Origin of the sequence: Gallaecimonas sp. GXIMD4217 (genome assembly GCF_038087665.1) — a bacterium.
GTDB lineage: Bacteria > Pseudomonadota > Gammaproteobacteria > Enterobacterales > Gallaecimonadaceae > Gallaecimonas.
The window spans coordinates 590,441-608,540 of record NZ_CP149925.1 but is presented as its reverse complement, the minus strand read 5'-3'; the positions used below and the strand labels follow the sequence as shown (position 1 = coordinate 608,540).

At 65.9% G+C, this 18,100-nt stretch carries 17 protein-coding genes; 7 read left to right on the top strand and 10 right to left on the bottom strand.

What is annotated here, in order from left to right; all coding sequences use genetic code 11:
* Nucleotides 1-14: 14 nt before the first annotated feature.
* A complete protein-coding gene (locus WDB71_RS03040; protein WP_341503170.1) occupies nucleotides 15-341 on the bottom strand; it encodes a phage holin family protein in 327 nt (108 codons plus the stop codon).
* Nucleotides 342-409: 68 nt separating this feature from the next.
* Between WDB71_RS03040 and rdgC the strand changes: the two genes are divergently transcribed.
* Complete coding sequence (rdgC, locus tag WDB71_RS03035; protein WP_341503169.1) at nucleotides 410-1,330, top strand: recombination-associated protein RdgC; 921 nt, start codon at nucleotides 410-412, stop codon at nucleotides 1,328-1,330.
* A gap of 2 nt (nucleotides 1,331-1,332) precedes the next feature.
* Nucleotides 1,333-1,833 (top strand): RDD family protein, encoded by a 501-nt coding sequence (locus WDB71_RS03030; RefSeq protein WP_341503168.1) that lies wholly within the window; start codon nucleotides 1,333-1,335, stop codon nucleotides 1,831-1,833.
* Here WDB71_RS03030 and WDB71_RS03025 read toward each other — a convergent pair.
* On the bottom strand, nucleotides 1,818-2,708 hold the full coding sequence (locus tag WDB71_RS03025) for a LysR substrate-binding domain-containing protein (protein WP_341503167.1): 891 nt from the start codon (nucleotides 2,706-2,708) through the stop codon (nucleotides 1,818-1,820). The two genes, WDB71_RS03030 and WDB71_RS03025, sit on opposite strands and share 16 nt — an antisense overlap.
* A gap of 96 nt (nucleotides 2,709-2,804) precedes the next feature.
* Here WDB71_RS03025 and WDB71_RS03020 point away from each other — a divergent pair, with 96 nt between their 5' ends.
* Nucleotides 2,805-3,761: a putative sulfate exporter family transporter gene (locus tag WDB71_RS03020; protein ID WP_341503166.1), complete on the top strand. Its 957-nt coding sequence runs from the start codon at nucleotides 2,805-2,807 to the stop codon at nucleotides 3,759-3,761.
* Here WDB71_RS03020 and WDB71_RS03015 read toward each other — a convergent pair.
* Together WDB71_RS03015 and WDB71_RS03010 are read right to left on the bottom strand one after the other, a co-directional pair.
* Entirely contained in the window at nucleotides 3,745-4,302 is a 558-nt protein-coding gene (locus WDB71_RS03015; protein WP_341503165.1) for a GNAT family protein, read from the bottom strand. The genes WDB71_RS03020 and WDB71_RS03015 overlap by 17 nt on opposite strands.
* Complete coding sequence (locus WDB71_RS03010) at nucleotides 4,299-5,153, bottom strand: HDOD domain-containing protein (RefSeq protein ID WP_341503164.1); 855 nt, start codon at nucleotides 5,151-5,153, stop codon at nucleotides 4,299-4,301. The genes WDB71_RS03015 and WDB71_RS03010 overlap by 4 nt, the downstream gene beginning before the upstream one ends.
* Before the next feature lie 121 nt (nucleotides 5,154-5,274).
* On the opposite strand from WDB71_RS03010, the gene yegQ reads away from it, so the two are divergent.
* Genes yegQ through WDB71_RS02995 form a run of 3 tightly spaced genes read left to right on the top strand, consistent with a single transcriptional unit; the run spans nucleotide 5,275 to nucleotide 7,396 of the window.
* Nucleotides 5,275-6,588, top strand: a complete 1,314-nt coding sequence (gene yegQ / locus WDB71_RS03005; RefSeq protein WP_341503163.1) for a tRNA 5-hydroxyuridine modification protein YegQ — start codon at nucleotides 5,275-5,277, stop codon at nucleotides 6,586-6,588.
* Between the two features lie 11 nt (nucleotides 6,589-6,599).
* A complete protein-coding gene (locus WDB71_RS03000; RefSeq protein WP_341503162.1) occupies nucleotides 6,600-6,845 on the top strand; it encodes a YfhL family 4Fe-4S dicluster ferredoxin in 246 nt (81 codons plus the stop codon).
* Nucleotides 6,846-6,901: 56 nt separating this feature from the next.
* Nucleotides 6,902-7,396, top strand: a complete 495-nt coding sequence (locus WDB71_RS02995; RefSeq protein WP_341503161.1) for a hypothetical protein — start codon at nucleotides 6,902-6,904, stop codon at nucleotides 7,394-7,396.
* A 27-nt stretch (nucleotides 7,397-7,423) separates the two neighbouring features.
* Here the strand turns inward: WDB71_RS02995 and WDB71_RS02990 are convergent, their stop codons facing one another.
* The gene (locus WDB71_RS02990; RefSeq protein WP_341503160.1) at nucleotides 7,424-9,871 is read right to left on the bottom strand and encodes a fibronectin type III domain-containing protein; all 2,448 of its coding nucleotides are present in this window, start codon (nucleotides 9,869-9,871) and stop codon (nucleotides 7,424-7,426) included.
* 135 nt (nucleotides 9,872-10,006) lie between these two features.
* Nucleotides 10,007-12,895: a pitrilysin family protein gene (locus WDB71_RS02985; RefSeq protein ID WP_341503159.1), complete on the bottom strand. Its 2,889-nt coding sequence runs from the start codon at nucleotides 12,893-12,895 to the stop codon at nucleotides 10,007-10,009.
* A 191-nt stretch (nucleotides 12,896-13,086) separates the two neighbouring features.
* Here WDB71_RS02985 and WDB71_RS02980 point away from each other — a divergent pair, with 191 nt between their 5' ends.
* On the top strand, nucleotides 13,087-14,631 hold the full coding sequence (locus WDB71_RS02980; RefSeq protein WP_341503158.1) for a methyl-accepting chemotaxis protein: 1,545 nt from the start codon (nucleotides 13,087-13,089) through the stop codon (nucleotides 14,629-14,631).
* A 19-nt stretch (nucleotides 14,632-14,650) separates the two neighbouring features.
* Here the strand turns inward: WDB71_RS02980 and WDB71_RS02975 are convergent, their stop codons facing one another.
* From WDB71_RS02975 to WDB71_RS02960, 4 genes are all read right to left on the bottom strand, one after another.
* Complete coding sequence (locus tag WDB71_RS02975) at nucleotides 14,651-15,904, bottom strand: alpha/beta hydrolase (protein WP_341503157.1); 1,254 nt, start codon at nucleotides 15,902-15,904, stop codon at nucleotides 14,651-14,653.
* Nucleotides 15,905-15,976: 72 nt separating this feature from the next.
* Complete coding sequence (gpt, locus tag WDB71_RS02970) at nucleotides 15,977-16,444, bottom strand: xanthine phosphoribosyltransferase (RefSeq protein ID WP_341503156.1); 468 nt, start codon at nucleotides 16,442-16,444, stop codon at nucleotides 15,977-15,979.
* A 4-nt stretch (nucleotides 16,445-16,448) separates the two neighbouring features.
* Nucleotides 16,449-17,741, bottom strand: a complete 1,293-nt coding sequence (locus WDB71_RS02965; RefSeq protein WP_341503155.1) for an NCS2 family permease — start codon at nucleotides 17,739-17,741, stop codon at nucleotides 16,449-16,451.
* Nucleotides 17,742-17,856: 115 nt separating this feature from the next.
* The gene (locus tag WDB71_RS02960) at nucleotides 17,857-17,979 is read right to left on the bottom strand and encodes a hypothetical protein (protein WP_341503154.1); all 123 of its coding nucleotides are present in this window, start codon (nucleotides 17,977-17,979) and stop codon (nucleotides 17,857-17,859) included.
* Nucleotides 17,980-18,100: the final 121 nt, after the last annotated feature.

Sequence of the window (18,100 nt, the reverse complement as noted above, 5' to 3'; positions counted from 1 at the left end):
CCAGAATGCCGGCCTTAGAAGAGACCGTTAAAGATCAGGTTACAAAAACTGATCCCCAGGGCAGCAACTATGGTGGTGGGAAAGTCGCGGATGGCGAAGTCGTCCACCAGCTTGTCGGTGAGCCAGAGCAGGAAGGCATTGATGATCAGCAGGAACAGCCCCAGGCTGAGTACGACCAGCGGCAGCGCCAGGAACACCAGGGCCTTGTAGAGCACGAAGTTGACGATGCCGTACACGGCGGCCACCACCACCGCGGTCCAGAAGCTCTTGAGGTGGATCCCCGGCAACAGCCGCGCCACCACAAAGACCGATAAACTGAGCCAAAACCAGTACCAAAGCATCCCTTTCCTCCACCTGGTGCCTTCCCTATACTCAGCGACAATTCGCTTTTGTCGTCAAGGACGTTTTTATGTGGTTCAAGAACCTGCAACTCTACCGCCTGACCCGCCCCCTGGAGCTGGATGACCGCCTGAACGAGCAACTGGCCGCCTGCCGCTTCAGTCCCTGCTCCAGCCAGGACATCGCCAAGTACGGCTGGGTCAGCCCCCTGACCAGGCGGGAAGAGGGTGAGCTGGTGCACGTGGGTGACGGCAACTACCTGCTCTGCGTACGCCAGGAGGAGAAGATCCTGCCCGGCGGCGTCATCAAGGAGGAGCTGGACGAGAAGGTCCAGGCCATCCAGCTGGAGCAGGGCCGGCCGGTGTCCCGCAAGGAAAAGCAGGCCATGAAGGAGGAGATCGTCACCACCCTGCTGCCGCGGGCCTTCTCCAAGAGCCGCTTCACCTACGCCTATGTCTCCACCAAGCTGCAGCTGGTGATCGTCGACGCCTCCTCCGCCGCCCGCGCCGACGAGGTGCTGGGCCTGCTCAGGAAGTCCATCGGCTCGCTGCCGGTGGCGCCCCTGGCCCTGGCCACCCCGGCCGCCATCACCCTCACCGAGTGGCTGAAGAAGGGCCCCCCTGCCCCCCTGGAGCTGGAAGACGAGGCCGAGCTGAAGTCGCTGCTGGAGGAAGGGGGCGTCATTCGCACCAAGAAGCAGGCCCTGAGCGACAACGAGGTAGACACCCTGCTGGACAACCAGCGCCAGGTCTCCAAGCTGGCCCTGGGCTACCCGGAGCTGGCCTCCTTCCTGCTCCAGGACGACCTGATGATCAAGCGCCTCAAGTTCGCCGACGTGCTGCGTGAGGAGAACGACGACATCGATCCCACCGACAAGGCGGCCCGCTTCGACGCCGACTTCGTGCTGATGACCCGCACGTTGGAGGAGCTGCTGCCCAGGCTTATCGAGCTGCTGGGCGGCGAGGCCGACAACCTGGCCGAGGCGGTCTGACCATGAGCCGCCGGATCTACATGGGCTTCTGGCTGCGACTGGTGGCGGTGCTGGTGGATTCGGTGCTGCTGACCCTGATCACCCTGCCGCTGCTGCTGGCCCTGTACGGCGACCAGCTGCTGCAGGTGGAGCCGGCCCCCCGGGAGCTGGGGCAGCTGTTCCTGGGCCCGGGCCACTTCCTGATCAGCTATGTGCTGCCGATCGTCGTCACCGTGGCGCTATGGCGGCGCTTTGCCGCCACCCCGGGCAAGATGGCCTTCCGGGCCACCATCGTCGACGCCGACAGCGGCCTGCCCCCCAGCACCAGGCAGTGCCTGATCCGCTACCTGGGCTACATCCTCTGCAGCCTCAGCCTGGGCCTGGGCTTCCTCTGGGCCGCCTTCGATCCCCGCAAGCAGGGCTGGCACGACAAGCTGGCCAACACCGTGGTGATCATGCCCTCGGAGCAGGGAGTGGAAGCCCGCATCGGCGGCCCCCTCGAAGAGACTCACCTGGACGCCTGAAAAAGATGTTCCCTCAGGGCGTGAAAAAGCGCGCCCTGGTGACGTCCCGGGTGCCATACCAGGCTCAGGCTGCGCCTGAGATCCAGACCCGGCGTGGCCAGGGCCACCAGCTCGCGCCGCGCCAGCTCCTCGGCCACCACCAACCGCGACAGACAACTCAGTCCAACTCCCGCCCTGACCGACGCCTTGATGGCGTCGTGCTGTGACAACTCCAGTCGCACATTGAGCCTGGGCACCCTGGCCCCCAGCGCCCCTTCGAAAACCTCCCTGGTCCCCGAGCCGGGCTCGCGCAGGATCCAGTGCTGGTCCGCCAGGGCCGCCAGGCTCAGCACCCCTTCTCCGGCCAGGGGATGGCTTGGTGCGGCCACCACCACCAACTCATCATGGCGCCAGATCTGGCTGGCCAGGGCGCTTTCCTCGCATCGGCCCTCGATGAGGCCCAGATCCGCCTCGAAGGACAGCAGCGCCTGCTGGATGTGCCGGCTGTTGTGGATGCTCATCTCCACTCCGGCCTTCGGGTGTTGCCGCCAGAAGGAGGCCAGCAGGCCGGGCATCAGGTTGTTGCCGATGGTGGTGCTGCAGGCCAGACGCAGCTGGCCTGCAAGGACGCTGCCCCCCTCCCCGGCCAGCAACGATCCGGCCTGCTCCAGCAGGGCCTCGGCCGTGGCCAGCAACTGCTGGCCACGGGGGCTGAGCTTGAGGCGCTTGCCCTGGCGGTCGAACAGCTGCCGATCCAGCTGTCGTTCCAGGGTAGCCAGGGCCTGGCTGGTGGCGGACTGACTCAGGCAGAGCGTCTCGGCGGCCAGGCTCACCTGTCCGGTCTTGGCGACGGCCACGAAGATTTCCAACTGACGCAGGGTGATGGGCAAAGGCATATCGGTTTTGAGGATATAAAATTTCAAAACTATTAATTATCTTTATATTAAGACCCCACCTAGCATGACGCCATCCTTTGTCATGGAGTGTTGATCATGCTGCGAGGCCTGCTGTGGTGTCTTGGGCTCAGCCTGGGCGGCTGGTTGGGAAGTGCTTTGCTGGCCGGGGCCCTCAGCCCACTGGTGCTGGCGCTGGTGCTGGGGCTGGTGGTGGGCAACCTCAGGCCACCGGCCGGGGCAGAGGCCGGCCTGGCCTTCGCGGGTAAGCGCCTGCTGCGCCTTGGCGTGATGCTGCTGGGCTGCCAGCTCACCTGGTCCCAGCTCGCCGAGCTGGGCTGGGGCCCGGCGCTGCTGGATCTGTCGGTGGTGGTGCTGATCCTGCTCGCTGGCTACTGGCTTGGCACCCGCTGGCTGGGGCTCGACCGGGAGCTGGTGTTGTTGACCAGCGCCGGCTCGGCCATCTGCGGTGCCGCCGCCGTGCTCGCCACCGAAAGCACCCTGAGGGCCCGCCAGGACAACGCCACCATGGCGGTGGCGACCGTGGTGCTGTTCGGCAGCCTGGGCATGCTGAGCTATCCCCTGCTCTACCCCTGGCTGGGCCTGGACGAATACCACTTCGGCATCTTCACCGGGGCGACCGTGCATGAGGTGGCCCAGGTGGTGGCCATCGGCGAGGCGGTGGGCGAACAGGCGCTGCAACAGGCGGTGCTGGTGAAGCTGATGCGGGTGGGGCTGCTGATCCCCTTCCTGCTGCTGCTCACGGCCTTGGCCCCCCGGGGGGAAGGCCGCCAGGGTCGGATAGCACTGCCCTGGTTCGCCTTTGGCTTCGCCGCCGTGGTGGCGATCAATTCCCTGGGCTGGGTCCCCGGCCAATACAAACCGGCCCTGGCCCTGACCAGCCAGGCCTGCCTGACCATGGCCATGGCGGCCCTGGGCCTGGAGAGCCACTGGCGCCGCCTCAAGGCGCTTGGCCTGAAGCCGCTGCTGCTGGCGGCGGTGCTGTTCGGCCTACTGCTGGGATGGGGCCTGCTGGCGATCAGACTGTTCGGCTAGCCCACTCGCCGGCCAGCTGGGCGTAGAGGTACTCGTCGCCCCAGGCGCCCTTGAACCAGATGTTCTGGATGAAGTGCCCCTCCCGGCGAAAACCGAGCCGCGCCAGCAGCGCCGCCGCCGGGGCATTCCTGGCATCGGTGATGGCCATCACCCTGTGCATCTGCCAGTCGCCAAAGGCCAGCTCCAGCAGCAGGGTCGCCGCCTCCTGGCCATAGCCCCTGCCCTGGCAGGCGGGATCCAGGGTAAAGCCCAGCTCCAGCTGGCGACCGTCTTCCAGGAAGTGCAGGGCCAGATCGCCTACCAGCCGGTCTTCACCGTCGGCAATGGCCACCTGGTACCAGGAATCCGGCAGGCCCAGCTGCAGATCCCGCTGCTGCTCCCAGAAGGCCCTGGCCCTGTCCATGTCGTAGTCGTGCCAGCTCTGGTAACGGGCCACGTCCGGGTTGTTGCGGTAGGCCACGAAGGCCGGCAGGTCGGCCTCACGGAAGGGGCGCAGCCTGAGCCGCGCCCCCTGGATATCGGGGAAATGGGTCGGGATCACAGATCGAAGCTGTCCTTGAGGTCCTGGTAGGCCTGGGCGAACTCGTCCTGTTCGAAGTAATCCGCGCTGGGCAGTATGCCCCTGGCCACGTAGTTCTCGGCCAGGGCATCGGTATCGACGCCGCGGCTGATCAGGTGGCCGCTGGCCAGGGCGCCCAGGCGCACGAAGTCGGCGTAGTTGGGCTGGGAGGGATCATAGTCGGGATCGGCCCAATGCTTGATCACCTCCTGGAATTCCTCGCCGAAACGCCAGTTCTTGATGATGTTCAGGCCCAGGGGCTGCTGCAGGCGTTCCAGCACCTTCTTGAGCAGGTAGGGGCTGGAAACGGCATCCGGCATCTGCTCGGCCTCGGCCAGGATCGGCAGGGTACCGATATTGTGCACCAGGCCGGCCAGCTGGGCACCGTCTACGGTCAGCTCGGCGGGGTTGGCACCGCCCCTGGCCAGGTAGTTCTGCAGCAGCAGGCAGGTGGCGGAGGAGACCTCCACGCTCTGCTCCCACACCGACACCATGACGTCCTCGATGATGGGGTGGTTGCAGATGAACAGCTGCTGCATGGCGGCGGCGGTGACCAGTGAACGGATCTGCTGCATGCCGATGCGGGCCAGGGCCCCCTGGATGGAGTCGACGGCGACGGCACGGCGATAGAGTACCGAGTTGGCCACCTTGATGATGCGGGCGGCCAGGGCCGGATCCTGGCGGATGATGTCCGCCAGCTCGGTCATGGAGACATCGTCCTTGTCGGTGGCGCTGCGAATGCGCAGGGCAACTTCCGGCAGGGTCGGCAGGACCAGGGCGTCCTTCTTGATCTTGTCGATCAGGGATACAAGCAGTGCGTTTTCGTTAGCCATGACTTCTAATTCTGATTCTGTGGAGAGGCTTAGAGACTATAACCCAAGCTTGACCTAGATCGCCTCATCGTCAAACCCGTCCTGCTAGATTTGCGCCCTTTTGAATGCCTTGGGTGCAAAGATGAGAAAGCCCGAACTGCTGTCCCCGGCCGGGACCCTGAAAAACATGGACTATGCCTTCGCCTATGGCGCCGACGCCGTCTATGCCGGTCAGCCCCGCTATTCGCTGCGGGTGCGTAACAACGAGTTCAATCTGGAGCGCCTGGGCCAGGGCATCGGCCGCGCCCATGAGCTGGGCAGGAAACTGTACGTGGTCAGCAACATCCAGCCCCACAACGCCAAGGTCCGCACCTTTTTGAACGACATGGCGCCGGTCATGGAGCTGCAGCCTGACGCGCTGATCATGTCCGATCCGGGCCTGATCATGCTGGTACGCAGGCACTTCCCGGATATGGCCATCCACCTGTCGGTGCAGGCCAATGCCATCAACTATGCCAGCGTGCAGTTCTGGGCCGACCAGGGCATAGAACGGGTGATCCTGTCCCGGGAGCTGTCCCTGGACGAGATCGAGGAGATCCGCCAGCGGTGCCCGGACACCGAGCTGGAGGTGTTCGTGCACGGCGCCCTGTGCATGGCCCACTCCGGCCGCTGCCTGCTGTCCGGCTACATGAACAGGCGCGACCCCAACCAGGGCACCTGCACCAACGCCTGCCGCTGGCAGTACCAGGCCAGGGAGGCGGTGGAGGACGAAACCGGCGACCTGGTGCAAAAGCCCACCGACAGGCTGTTCCTGCTGGAGGAAAACAGCAGGCCAGGGGAAGCCATGGCCGCCGAGGAAGACGAGCACGGCACCTACATCATGAACTCCAAGGATCTGCGCGCCGTGCAGCACGTGGAAAGGCTCAGCCGCATGGGCGTGCACAGCCTGAAGATCGAGGGCCGCACCAAGAGCTTCTACTACTGCGCCCGCACCGCCCAGATCTACCGCAAGGCCATAGACGACGCCGCCGCCGGCCGCCCCTTCGACATCGGCCTGATGAGTCAGCTGGAAAACCTGGCCAACCGCGGCTACACGGAAGGCTTCCTGCGCCGCCATGTCCACGACCAGTACCAGAACTACCTCCAGGGCAGCTCCTTCAGCGACCGCCAGCAGTTCGTCGGCGAGGTGCTGGGCCGCTGTGAGCAGACCGGCATGGCCCTGGTGGACGTGAAGAACCGCTTCGAACTGGGCGACGGCCTGGAGCTGATGACCCCGGGCGGCAACCTGCACTTTCGACTCGAGCAGCTGGAGAACCGCCGCCATGAGCAGATCGACGTGGCTCCCGGCAACGGCCACCAGGTCTATGTGCCGGTGCCGGCCGGCCTTGACCTGGATCACGCCCTGCTGATGCGCAACCTGCACAATGGTGACCATGCGCTGGCCAAGCCGGTCTGAGGAGAAACAAGATGGCACTGAAGATCCTGGAAGACTGCATCAACTGCGACATGTGCGAACCGGAATGCCCCAACGGCGCCATCACCATGGGCGCCGCCGTCTATGAAATCGATCCCGAACGCTGCACCGAATGCCACGGCCACTACGACGAGCCCCAGTGCGTCTCGGTCTGCCCCATCGACTGCATAGAGCCGGATCCGGCCCGGGTGGAATCCGAGGACGAGCTGCTGGCCAGGTTCGAGCGGCTGACCCACTGATTGGCATGGCGGTCTCGCTCCTTTAACATGGGCCTAACCATTGGAAGGATAAGATCTTGTTGAAAAGGCGTTTCCATGGAGAAGATCATGCTGTCGGCGAGCTGGAAATCGACCTGTCCCTGGGCTCGGGGCGGGATCTGATCCGCTTCCTCGACGAGCTGGATCCCGAGCTGTGGCGAGGGGACGATATCCACGATGCCCTCAGCCAGGAGCTCTCGGATCGCTTCCTGGCCGCCGCCCTGGTGTTGACCTTCGATGAGCTCAATCTCAGGGTGGAAGACAGGGGCCTCTTGGACGCGATATTCGAGATGGCCCCCAGGGAGGCCGGCGCCCCGCCGACGCAGCTGCGCCAGCAGGCCATGATGATGGCCAAGGCTTCACCGGAAGACTCCCACCAGGCCTTCGCCGACTTCCTCGGCGGCGACCATGGCCTGGCGCTCAGCCTGGAGGCCAGGCGCCCCATCGCCTTTGCCGAGCTGAACACAGGCCAGTTCGACAACACCAAGTTCGACGAACTCTTCGACGCCGACTGGGATGTCTGGCCCCTCTAAGAAAAAGGCGCCCTGAGGCGCCTTTTTTCATTCCACGCTGACCGTATTGGAGCAGACGCTGCTACCGCTTTCGCAGACCTGATACTGCAGCACGCCGCCCCCCTTGATGCCGGCATCGACATAGCTGCTGTCTGCCGTGGTGGCGATCAGGCTGCCGTTACGCAGCACGTCCACCGCCACGCCGGTGCCGGTCCAACTGAGCTGCACGGTACGCTTGCCCTTGCTCTTGCTGCTGTCGGCACTGAGGCTGATGGCCGCCGCCTCGGTGCTGGCGCCGGCCTCGTTGCCGTAGGCCGAGGCGCCACTGCCGTTGTAGGCCTGCACCCGGTAGTTGTAGAAGGTGGCCGGCTGCAGGCCGCTATCGAGATAGCCGTCGGCATCGACGCTGGCGATGCGCTGCCAGGGGCCGCCGGCGTCGCTGCGCTCGATATGGATGCCGTCATCCGGCGCGGCCCGCTGCCAGGCCAGGGCGATGCTGGCGCTGCCCTGGGCCTGGGCGGTCAAGGCGCCGGGCGCCTGCGGCGGCTCGCCGGCCAGGTTCTGGCTGATCACCAGCAGCTGATCCAGGGCCACGCCGTCGTAGGCGGTGTTGCCCTGGCTGCGATCGGCATCCCGTACCCGGATCCACAGCGGCCCGGCATAGTCCGACAGCAGCGGCAACTCGTAACGGCCGCCAGCCCCCGGGGCCAGGGTCAGCAGCGGCCCGTAGCTGCTGCCGTCCAGGGACAGCTCGAACACGAAGGCCTCCTGCTCCGGCGACGGCAGCACCCTGGCGTCCAGCACCAGGCTGTGCAGGGCGCCCTGGGCCAGGCTGAACTGCCAGGCGTGCTCCGCCAGGCTGGTCCTGCCGCTGGGCCGGCCGCCGGAATGGGTCTCGGTGAGGATCTCTTCCAGGCCGTCGCTCTCGGCCAGATCGGCCAGGCTGCCGCTGAGGCTGCCCCTGGCGGTCTGCTCAGACTGCACGTACTGGTTGAAGCTGGTGGGCAGGGGCTGGGTGTTGGCGGTGGCGACGTTGCTGTAGCCGGAATAGCCGGCGCCGTTGAAGGCCCGCAACCGGTAGCTGTAGCCGGTATCCGGGCTCAGGCCGCCGTCTTCGACGCTGGTCACGTTGGCTGCGGTGCTGGCCACCTGTTGCCAGCTGGTGCCGTCCTCGCTGCGCTCCAGCTCGAAGCCGCTTTCGTTGTCGGACAGGTCCTGCCAGCTCAGGGCCATGGTGGTGCTGGAGCTGGCCAGGGCCGCCAGGGCACCTGGGGCGGCCGGCGGCGAGCCAGCCACGGCGTCCCGCCAGGCGCTGACGGTGCCGATGCTGTTGTTGATGGATCTGGCGTTGTCGGCGCTGTTGCCGGGATCCAGCTCATGGTCGATGCCGGTGGCATAGCCGTTGTAGCTGACGTTGGGATTGGAGAAGAACTGCCGCCTGGTGCAGCCGCCGCTGCAGTTGTAGGCCATGATGGTGCGGAAGAAATCGCTGCTGCTGCCCGCGGTCTGCTTGAAGCCGTAACTGTAGGGAAAGGCGCCGCTGCCGCTGGTGTCTTCACGGCCATGATGAGAGCCCATGTTGTGGCCCAGTTCATGGCCAAAACTGTAGTAACCAGTGGCGCAGCCATGCTCCACCACGCTGAAGCCATGGCTGGCAAAGCTGCTGCTGACGCTGGTCATCAGCCAGGCGATGCCACAGTAGTCGCTGCGCTCGACGAAGAGGCTGACCAGATCGGCGCCATAGGCATCGCGCATGCCGTGCACCTCGTCCAGGTAGCCGTCGCTGGTGCCGGTGAGCCTGTCCAGGTCCGTCCCCATGCCCTCAGCCGCCTCCGTATAGGCCAGCTCGGCGCTGTGCACCAGGTTGAGCTGGGCGTCGATCAGGCTGTTGCCGTAGGCCTGGTTGGTCTCGGCGATGGCCAGCTGGATCAGCGACGCCATGGCGTTGCTGCCGCCCACCGCGGCCCGGGCGGCGGGGGTGTAGACCACCATCACATCGGCGATGGTGCTGCCCTCCAGGGCCAGGGGCGGCTGCCAGTCATCCCCCTGGCCGCCCAGATCCGGCGGCGCCACCGGCTCGAACTCCGGCAGGGGATCACTGCCCGGGACCTGGCGGATCAGATGGCCGCCCCCGGGCAGGGGCCGGATCTGGTAGAGCTCGTCGCCCAGCCTGACCGTGCCGCTCAGGGCGTCACCGACCCGGGCCAGCACCACGTTGGAGTCGGGCTCGCCCTGCAGGCGTCCCAGCCAGATCTGGCCCCGCTCGCCCAGGTCGCGGCGCCCGGTCTGCACCGCAAAGAGCCGCCGGTCGGCAAAGAGATTCAGTTGCAGGCGATCCCGGCCCAGGGCCTGGAGATCAATGCCAACCGCCCTGGCCCGCAATGCCCCGGCCTGCTCCGGCAGCGCTGCCGTGCTGTGGCCGAACAGGGGCCGCTCGGCCCAGGCCGGCATGGCGACCGCCAGCAGCGCCGCCAGCGCCAGAATTGCCCTCATCATGATCCTGTCCCCTCTTGCTTGGCCCAAGCGGGCCCTAAGCCAAAACTTAGCAACAACCCAGGAGCGGGCAGCAAAAATGCCTAGCAACGCCAGCGGGATCACAAAGAAAAAAGGCGCCCTGGGGCGCCTTTGGGGTTACTGGAACACCGCCTTGAGGGGCACCACCTGGATGGACTCGAAGTCCAGGGGGTAGTGGGCGATGATCTTGTCCTCGTCCAGCAGCGCCTGGGGCTTGGCACTGTTGTAGCTCAGGGGCGAGGGCTGGTTGCCGGCCAGGCGGGCCTTGAGGTCGGCGCCGTCCGGGGTCACGAAGGCGAAGCGGATGTCATCCAGCTGCAGCTGCTCGCGCACCACCCGGTTGACGTCGGCCACGGTCAGACCGTCCAGGCCCCGGCGCACATAGTCCAGGAAGTCGTCCATCCGGTAGAAGTCGCTGTCCAGGGCATAACCCAGGCTCTGGCCCTGGCCGGCGGTGCGCTGGGCCACGAAGTTCTTCAGGAAGTTGCGGGTGGCCTGGAAGCTCTCTTCGCTCATGCCCTCGTCGATCAGCTTGTGCAGCTCGTGGAGGGCGGTGCGGGTGGCGAACAGGGCGTCGTTGTTGGAGCGCAGCGGCCTGAGCCAGACCTGGAAAATCTGCTCGGAGCGGCCCAGGTTGGCGTCCGGCTTGGTCTGGTACATGCCGCGGGGGAAGTACTCGATGTAGGCGTAGTCACCGTAGTTCATGCCCCGCTCCTGGCGGATGCGCTGGTACAGCAGGGCGTTGGAACTGCGGTGCTGGCCCAGGTAGGAGCGCGCCAGCCACAGCGCCAGCCAGTCTTGGTCGCCGCGCTTGAGGTCGATGGGGAAGCCGAAGGACACCGCCGTGGCCTGGGTGTCCTTCTCCACCAGGGTGGCATGCCAGCCCCTGAGCTCGGGTGCGGCCGGGATGGCGGCCTGGGCCTGGCCCACCGGCAGCCGGCTCAGGGCCTGCTCCAGGCGGGCCTTGGCGGCGTCGCCCATGCTGCCGGCCAGGCCCAGGGTCAGGTTGGCCTGGCTGAACTGGCTGGCGTAGAAGGTCTTGACGTCGGCCAGGGTCAGGGCGCGCAGGTCGCTGAGGTCGCCCAGGTTGAGGCTGCCGTAGGGGTGGTCCTGATAGAGGTCCAGGTACAGCACTTCCTTGCCCAGCTCCTCGTCGTTGCCGGCCTTGAGGTCGGTTTCTATGGCGTTGATGAGCTGCTTCTTGAGGCGCTCGAAGTCGCTGTCCCGAAAGCCCGGCTCTGTGATCTGAGCGATGAGCAGCGGCAGGTAGGCCTCCAGGTTGTCCTGGTGGACTCGGCCACGCAGGGAGACCATCTCCTTGTCCACCTGGCTGGAAACACCGGCGGCCATGGGGAAGTAGGCCTCCTTGAGGGCCTTGTAGTCCAGCTCCTTGGTGCCGGCGTCGGACAGCATCAGGGCGGTCAGGGCCGCCACGCCGCGCTTGCCCTCGGGTTCGAAGGCCGGGCCTGTGTTGAACAGCAGGTTGATGTCGATGAGCGGCGAGCCGCTGCGCTTGTCGAGCACCTTGATGTGCCTGCCGTTGTCCACGGGCCGGTCGGCCCGGGCCAGCAGGCTGGCCATGCTGAGCTCCCGCTCGAAGCCGGGCACGGCCTCGCCTGCGCTCAGGGTGACGGTGGTGCGGCCGTCATCGACGAAGTAGCGGTTGGCGACGGCCTGGATCTGGACCGGAGTCAGGGCGTCACGGGCCTCGGCCAGGGCGTTGACGACCTCGGGATCGCGCTCGAAGTGCACATAGCGGGCCAATGCGCCGCCGATGGCGGTGTTGGAGTCCAGGCCGGCGGCCTGGCCGTACTTGAGGTTGGCCTTGAGTTCGGCCAGGCGCTTTGCGGAAACCGGCTCGCTCCTAGCCTTGACCAGGGTGCGGGCGATGGCGTCACGGACCTCGGCCAGAGCGGCGACGTCCTTGACGTGGGCGAACAGGGTCATCAGCCCCGGATCCTTGTTGTCCGGGAAATAGCTGAAGAACTGGTCGGCCAGCTGGCGGTTGACCACCACCTCCTGGTAGAAATCGGAGGTATTGGAGAAGTAGAGGGCGTCGATGAGATCCACCGCCGCCTTGTCGCTGCCGCCGAAGGCCGGCCCCTTGAAGGACACCGCCAGCCAGGCGCCCGGGGTGCCGTCCACCTTCAGGTGGCTGTAGCGGGCCCCCTGCTGGGCCGGCTCGACGGGGATCTCGGCCCGGTAGTCGCTACCCTGCCAGTCGCCCCAGTAACGCTTGACCCAGGCCAGGGTCTGGGCCGGGTCCAGGTCGCCGGTGAGCACCAGGGTGGTGTTCTGGGGACCGTACCAGCGCTTGAAGAACCGGGCCGCGTAGTCCATCTGATTGGGCATGTTCTCGATGTCTTCGAAAAAGCCCATGGTGGTGTGCCTGTAGGTGTGGCGGTCGAAGGCGGTGGCCCTGGCCTCGGACAACAGCTTGCGGATGGGGCTGGCGTAGTTCTTGAGGTACTCGCCCTTGACGGTCAGGGCCTCGGTACGGAACTGGCTCTCGGTGTAGCTCAGGTTCTGGAAGCGATCCGCCTCCAGCCTGAGCACCGTCTCCAGGTGTTCCTTGGAAAAATTCAAATGGTAGTTGGTGTAGTCGTCGGTGGTGTAGGCCCTGTTGTCGACCCCGGCGTTCTTGAGGATGTCGTCGTAGACCGCCTGGGGATAGTTGGGGGTGCCCTTGAACATCATGTGCTCGAAGAAGTGGGCGAAGCCGGTCTTGCCGGGCTCCACCTCGTTGCGGGAGCCGGTCTGCACCGGGATCTGCAGGCTGACCACGTTGGGGTGGGCGGTCTTGACCACCAGCACCCGCAGGCCGTTGCCCAGCTCCTCTAGCACATAGTCCTGGCCCCAGACTTGCCCTTCCCGGTACTGCCCCTGGGCCTTGGCCTGGCCCTGGGCCATGACCTGCTGGGCCTGGCTGAAATCGGTGTTGAGGTTGGCGCAGCCGCCGGCGAAAGCCAGGGCCAGGGCCGAGGCGATGACAGAAAGTTGACGCATGTGAAGGACTTCCCTGCAAATCATGGCGATGAGTGTGGCTTCATTATGGGAAAAAGCGCCGACAAGGCCCAGCCTTAACCCAGAATAAAGGCATGGGACTTGCTAACATTTCCCACATTGTCGCCACCGGGCATAAAGCCCCTGATTTTTATGCCGATATAGGGCCACCAGCGCCAAGGAAAGAGTCACAGATGCGCAACAACCTCCCCATAGTCGACGCCGAAGTCCATTTCCCCGAGACCGCCGAGCTGGTCTCCACCACGGACACCAAGGGCATCATCACCTACGTCAACCCGGCCTTCGTCGAAGTGTCCGGTTTCTCCGAATCCGAGCTGCTCGGCCAGCCCCACAACATCGTCCGCCACCCGGACATGCCGCCCCGGGCCTTCCAGGACCTCTGGCAAAAACTCAAGGCCGGCAAGCCCTGGCGCGGCCTGGTCAAGAACCGCTGCAAGGACGGCCGCTACTACTGGGTGGACGCCTATGTGACCCCCATCTTCGAAAACGACAAGTGCGTCGGCTACCAGTCGGTACGCATCAAGCCCAGCCAGCAGCTCAAGGAAAAGGCCGCCAAGGCCTATGGCGACCTCAATGCCGGCAAGGCCTTCAAGCCCAGCACCGACCTCAGCGGCTTCGTCTACGGTGGCCTGCCCATCACCCTGGCCACCCTGGCCGCCTTCTTCCTGGGCGGCTGGCAGACCGCCATGGCCGCCGGCATAGGTGGCACCGCCGCCGCCCTGGGCCTGTTCGCCTGGCTGAGGCCGCTGTGGGTGATGGACGAGCAGGCCGCCAATTTCCACGACCTGCCGCTGTCCAAGAGCATCTATGTGGGCCAGCGCTTCGGCTCCGGCATGCGCTTCGATACCATGATGAACTGGGCCCGCAACATGGCCATCATGGGCCGCACCAAGGACGCCACCTTCTCCCTGGCGGCGGTCTCCGACCAGCTGGTACGCAGCGTCGGCATGGCCAAGCGCCAGGCCAACGAGCAGGGCGACCAGTCCAACCAGATGGCGGTGGCCATCAACGAGCTGACCTCCACCATCGCCGAGATCGCCCGCTCCAGCCAGACCACCTCGGATCACGTCCAGGGCACCCACCAGCAATGCGCCGAGGCCCGCGACGCCCTGCACGGCTCCGCCGAGCGGATCCGGGTGTTGCAGAAAGACGTGGAGGAAGCGGCCCTGGCGGCGATTTCCCTGCAGCAGGAGACCGAGAAGGTCACCAGCATCATGGGCGAGATCGAGGGCATTGCCGACCAGACCAACCTGCTGGCCCTGAACGCCGCCATAGAGGCGGCCCGGGCCGGCGAGCACGGCCGCGGCTTTGCGGTGGTGGCCGACGAGGTGCGGGCGCTGTCGTCCCGCACCCAGCAGTCCGCCGAGGAGATCCGCGATAGCCTGGCCGGCATGGGCCGCATGCTGGACTCCTGGCGGGAGCTGATGGACCGCAATCGCGAGCACGCCGAGAACTGCGTGGTGGGCACCGAGGAAGTGACCATGACCCTGGACGGCATCTTCAATAAGGTGGCGGAGATCAACGATCTGGCGGCCCAGATCGCCACCGCCGCCGAGCAGCAGGGCGCCGTGGCCTCAGAGGTGAACGAGAATATCCACCGCCTCAAGGCGCTGACCGACGACACCGCCAGGGCCATGCTCGAACTGGACGAAAGCGGCCAGCTGCTCAACCAGAGCACCGACCGCATCGCCGGCCTGTCCAACACCTTCATGCACTGAACAGGGCCCCGCTAGGGGCTCAGATCTGCTCCAGCCAGGTCACCGCCTTGCCGAACAGGGTGTCGAACATGTCGAAGTGCTTGCCCCGGCCCAGGCGATAGACCTTGGCCTGGGGGCAGGACAGCCTGAGCAGGGCGCCGTCGTCCGGCGGCACCATGGGATCGTCCTTGATGGACAGGCTGAGCAGCGGCGTGTTCAGGCGCCGCCGCCCCAGCAGTCCCTGGCGCAGCAGGCTCAGCTTGCCCAGGGCCAGGGCCAGCCTGGCCTCGCTGGCGCCATCCACCCCCAGCCTGGATGCCAGGCAATCCCGCATCATGGGCGGCAGCTCCGCCAGCAGCTCCCTGTCCACCAGCGCCTGGTGGCACCAGGGGGCTATGGTGGCCACGGCTCTGAAGGCGGTGTCGTCCAGGAAGGCGGTGCGCACCAGGCCCAGGGCGCCGAGGCGGATGCCCAGGCCGCTGATCCTGTCGCTCTGTACCCAGGGGTGCGCCTTGAGCAGCGCCAGCATGGCCTGCACCGGCCGCTCGGTGCGTTCGCTCATCGGCAGCTCGGCCTGATCGCCGCAACCGTCCATGTCCAGGGTCAGCATGCCCAGGCCCCTGGGCTGCAGGTAGCGGCGGTAGAGGTTGAAGAAATCCAGGGCGCAGAGATCCGGGCCGGCCATCACCACCACCACAGGCACCCGCTCCTCGGATTGGGGCAGGTGCAGCCAGCCCCGGGTGTCCTTGCCGCCCTCTCGGGCCTCCAGGTTTTCCAGGCGGATCCCGGCCAGCTGGCAGGCCGTCCGGTAGTGTTCCCGCATCTGGACCATGGCCTCCCTGGCCAGCACGTCGCCGCGCATATGGGGATAGGCGGCGATGCCGTAGTAGGTCATGGCCTGGATGCTTTCCTCCAGGGCCTGCGCCGGCGCTTCCGCCACCAGTTTCCTGGCCGCGAAGCCGTACACGGCGCCGAGCTGGGACCATTCGTACTGCCAGTTGCCGGGCCGGTAGCCGACCACGGTATCCAGGCGGCTGTCGCAGGTGCGGGCCTGGGTGCTGGCGGCAATCAGCGACAGGCCCCGCTCCACCTCGAGTGGGTCGGCGCCCTGCCAGGCCCACCTGGCCCGGGGCAGCAGGCGGTACCACTTGGGGTGCAAATGGAAAAAGGGGCTGGAAAGGGACGAGCGGCGCTCGTCCCTGGCGTGGCTGTTGGCCAGGGTCGAGGTTTCGTCGGCCTGGGTCTTGTGACGCAGGCGCACGTCTTCCTCGAGCATGTCGTCCATTGGCTGCATGGATACCTCCCTGCTCCAGCCTACTGCATGGGCCCGGAAGGGCAAAGCCCGCCATGGGGCGGGCGGCGGGGTTTACTTCCCGGCCAGGGGCCGGATATAGGCCGGCGCCATGTCCCAGGGCTGCTCTATCCAGGTGTCCTGGGCGATGTCGATGACATAGTCGTCCACCAGCGGCTTGCCCTGGGGCTTGGCGAAGACGGTGACGAACCTGGCCTTGGGGTACATCTGGCGGAGCACCTTGGCGGTTTCGCCGGAGTCCACCAGATCGTCCACCACCAGGTAGCCCTCGCCGTCGCCCACGGCCTCATGGGCGCCCTTGAGCACCTCCAGCTCGCGCTGGTTGTCGTGGTCGTAGGAGGAGATGCAGACGGTGTCGATATGGCGGACGTTCAGCTCCCGGGCCAGGATCAGGGCCGGCATCATGCCGCCCCGGGTCACGGCCAGGATCCCCCGCCACTGGTCGGCCGGCAGCAGGCGCTCGGCCAGCTCACGAGAGGCGGTGTGGAAGGCGTCCCAGCTGACGATGTATTTCTTGGTCATGTTGTTATCCCGCAAAAGCAAACTTGAGGAGGAACAGGGCCGCCACCACCCACACCGCCGGGGTGACTTCCCTGGCCTTGCCGGCCAACACCTTGGCCAGGGCGAAGCTGATGAAGCCGAAGGCGATGCCGTGGGCAATGGAGAAGGTCAGCGGCATCAGCGCCGCCACCACCACCACGGGTACGGCGTCGGAGAGGTCATCCCAATGGATGTTCTTGACGCTGCCCATCATCAACACCGCCACATAGAACAGGGCGCCGGCGGTAGCATAGGCCGGCACCATGCCAGCCAGGGGCGCAAAGAACAGCGCCGCCAGGAACAGCAGGCCGGTGACCACGGCGGTCAGGCCGCTGCGGCCGCCCACGGCGACGCCGGCGGTGCTTTCCACATAGGAGGTGGTGGTGGAGGTACCCAGGGCGGCGCCGGCGATGGTGGCGGAGCTGTCCGCCAGCAGGGCCCTGTTCAGGCGCGGCAGCCGGCCCCTCTCGTCGAGCAGCTCGGCCTTCTGGGCCACCGCCACCAGGGTGCCGGAGGTGTCGAACAGATCCACGAACAGGAAGGCGAACACCACCGACAGCATGCTCAGCTCCAGGGCCGAGGACAAGTCCATCTGCATCAGGGTCGGCAGCACCGACGGCGGCATGGAGGCAATGCCCTGGTACTGGATGTCGCCAAGGAGCAGGCCCAGGCCGGTGACGGCCAGTATGGCCAGCATCACGCCGCCCTTCACGCCGCGGCTGATCAGGCCGACGATCAGGAAGAAGCCCAGTATGGCCAGCTGTACCGGCAGGGAGTGGACATCGCCCAGGGTCACCAGGGTGGCCGGGTGATCAACGACGATGCCGGCATTTTTAAGGGCGATGATCGCCAGAAACAGGCCGATGCCGGCGGCAATGCCGATCTTCAGGGCGCCGGGGATGGAGTTGATGATCCACTCGCGGACCCGAAACAGGCTCAGCAGCAGGAAGAGGCAGCCGGACATGAACACCGCCCCCAGGGCCGCCTGCCAGCTGTAGCCCTGGGTCAGCACCACCGTATAGGTGAAAAAGGCGTTGAGGCCCATGCCGGGGGCCAGGGCGATGGGGTAGTTGGCCACCAGGCCCATGATCAGGCAGCCGAGGGCTGCGGCCAGGCAGGTGGCCACGAAGACGGCGCCCTGATCCATGCCCGCCTGGGCCAGGATGCTGGGGTTGACGAAGATGATGTAGGCCATGGTCAGGAAGGTGGTGATGCCGGCGATCACTTCCTGGCGGGCCGTGGTGCCCAGTTCGTTGAGTTTGAACAGTCTTTCCAGCATGGGAGGGGAGCCAAATAAGGGAACGAATTTGGCGCGCGATTATCCCCCCTGGGAAAACGTTTTGCAAGAAAGGCCAGGGCAACAAAAAGGCCACCGGATGGTGGCCTTTTTGCGGTTATTTCTGCTTGCCTCGCGCCCAGAGGACGGGGTAACGAAATTGCGGTGCCGCCTTGCCGTCAGTGGTCAGGGGAAAGCGGAAGACGCCGTTGTTACCGAAAGGGAAAGTGACCTTGGTCATGATAAGCCTCCAACAATGTTCAGACCGGAGCCGATGCTCCACCTATGCGCCTGATCTCGGTTCCCTGGAGATACCCATCCCCCTTCCCTGGGGTGAGCACGAGGTAATGGGCCTTGCCTCA

What these genes read in the sequence shown, in the direction of transcription:
- WDB71_RS03040 (WP_341503170.1), bottom strand. Translation starts at nt 341, where the DNA reads ATGCTTTGGTACTGGTTTTGGCTCAGTTTATCGGTCTTTGTGGTGGCG.
- rdgC (WP_341503169.1), top strand. Translation starts at nt 410, where the DNA reads ATGTGGTTCAAGAACCTGCAACTCTACCGCCTGACCCGCCCCCTGGAG.
- WDB71_RS03030 (WP_341503168.1), top strand. Translation starts at nt 1,333, where the DNA reads ATGAGCCGCCGGATCTACATGGGCTTCTGGCTGCGACTGGTGGCGGTG.
- WDB71_RS03025 (WP_341503167.1), bottom strand. Translation starts at nt 2,708, where the DNA reads ATGCCTTTGCCCATCACCCTGCGTCAGTTGGAAATCTTCGTGGCCGTC.
- WDB71_RS03020 (WP_341503166.1), top strand. Translation starts at nt 2,805, where the DNA reads ATGCTGCGAGGCCTGCTGTGGTGTCTTGGGCTCAGCCTGGGCGGCTGG.
- WDB71_RS03010 (WP_341503164.1), bottom strand. Translation starts at nt 5,153, where the DNA reads ATGGCTAACGAAAACGCACTGCTTGTATCCCTGATCGACAAGATCAAG.
- yegQ (WP_341503163.1), top strand. Translation starts at nt 5,275, where the DNA reads ATGAGAAAGCCCGAACTGCTGTCCCCGGCCGGGACCCTGAAAAACATG.
- WDB71_RS03000 (WP_341503162.1), top strand. Translation starts at nt 6,600, where the DNA reads ATGGCACTGAAGATCCTGGAAGACTGCATCAACTGCGACATGTGCGAA.
- WDB71_RS02990 (WP_341503160.1), bottom strand. Translation starts at nt 9,871, where the DNA reads ATGATGAGGGCAATTCTGGCGCTGGCGGCGCTGCTGGCGGTCGCCATG.
- WDB71_RS02985 (WP_341503159.1), bottom strand. Translation starts at nt 12,895, where the DNA reads ATGCGTCAACTTTCTGTCATCGCCTCGGCCCTGGCCCTGGCTTTCGCC.
- WDB71_RS02980 (WP_341503158.1), top strand. Translation starts at nt 13,087, where the DNA reads ATGCGCAACAACCTCCCCATAGTCGACGCCGAAGTCCATTTCCCCGAG.
- WDB71_RS02975 (WP_341503157.1), bottom strand. Translation starts at nt 15,904, where the DNA reads ATGCAGCCAATGGACGACATGCTCGAGGAAGACGTGCGCCTGCGTCAC.
- gpt (WP_341503156.1), bottom strand. Translation starts at nt 16,444, where the DNA reads ATGACCAAGAAATACATCGTCAGCTGGGACGCCTTCCACACCGCCTCT.
- WDB71_RS02965 (WP_341503155.1), bottom strand. Translation starts at nt 17,741, where the DNA reads ATGCTGGAAAGACTGTTCAAACTCAACGAACTGGGCACCACGGCCCGC.
- WDB71_RS02960 (WP_341503154.1), bottom strand. Translation starts at nt 17,979, where the DNA reads ATGACCAAGGTCACTTTCCCTTTCGGTAACAACGGCGTCTTCCGCTTT.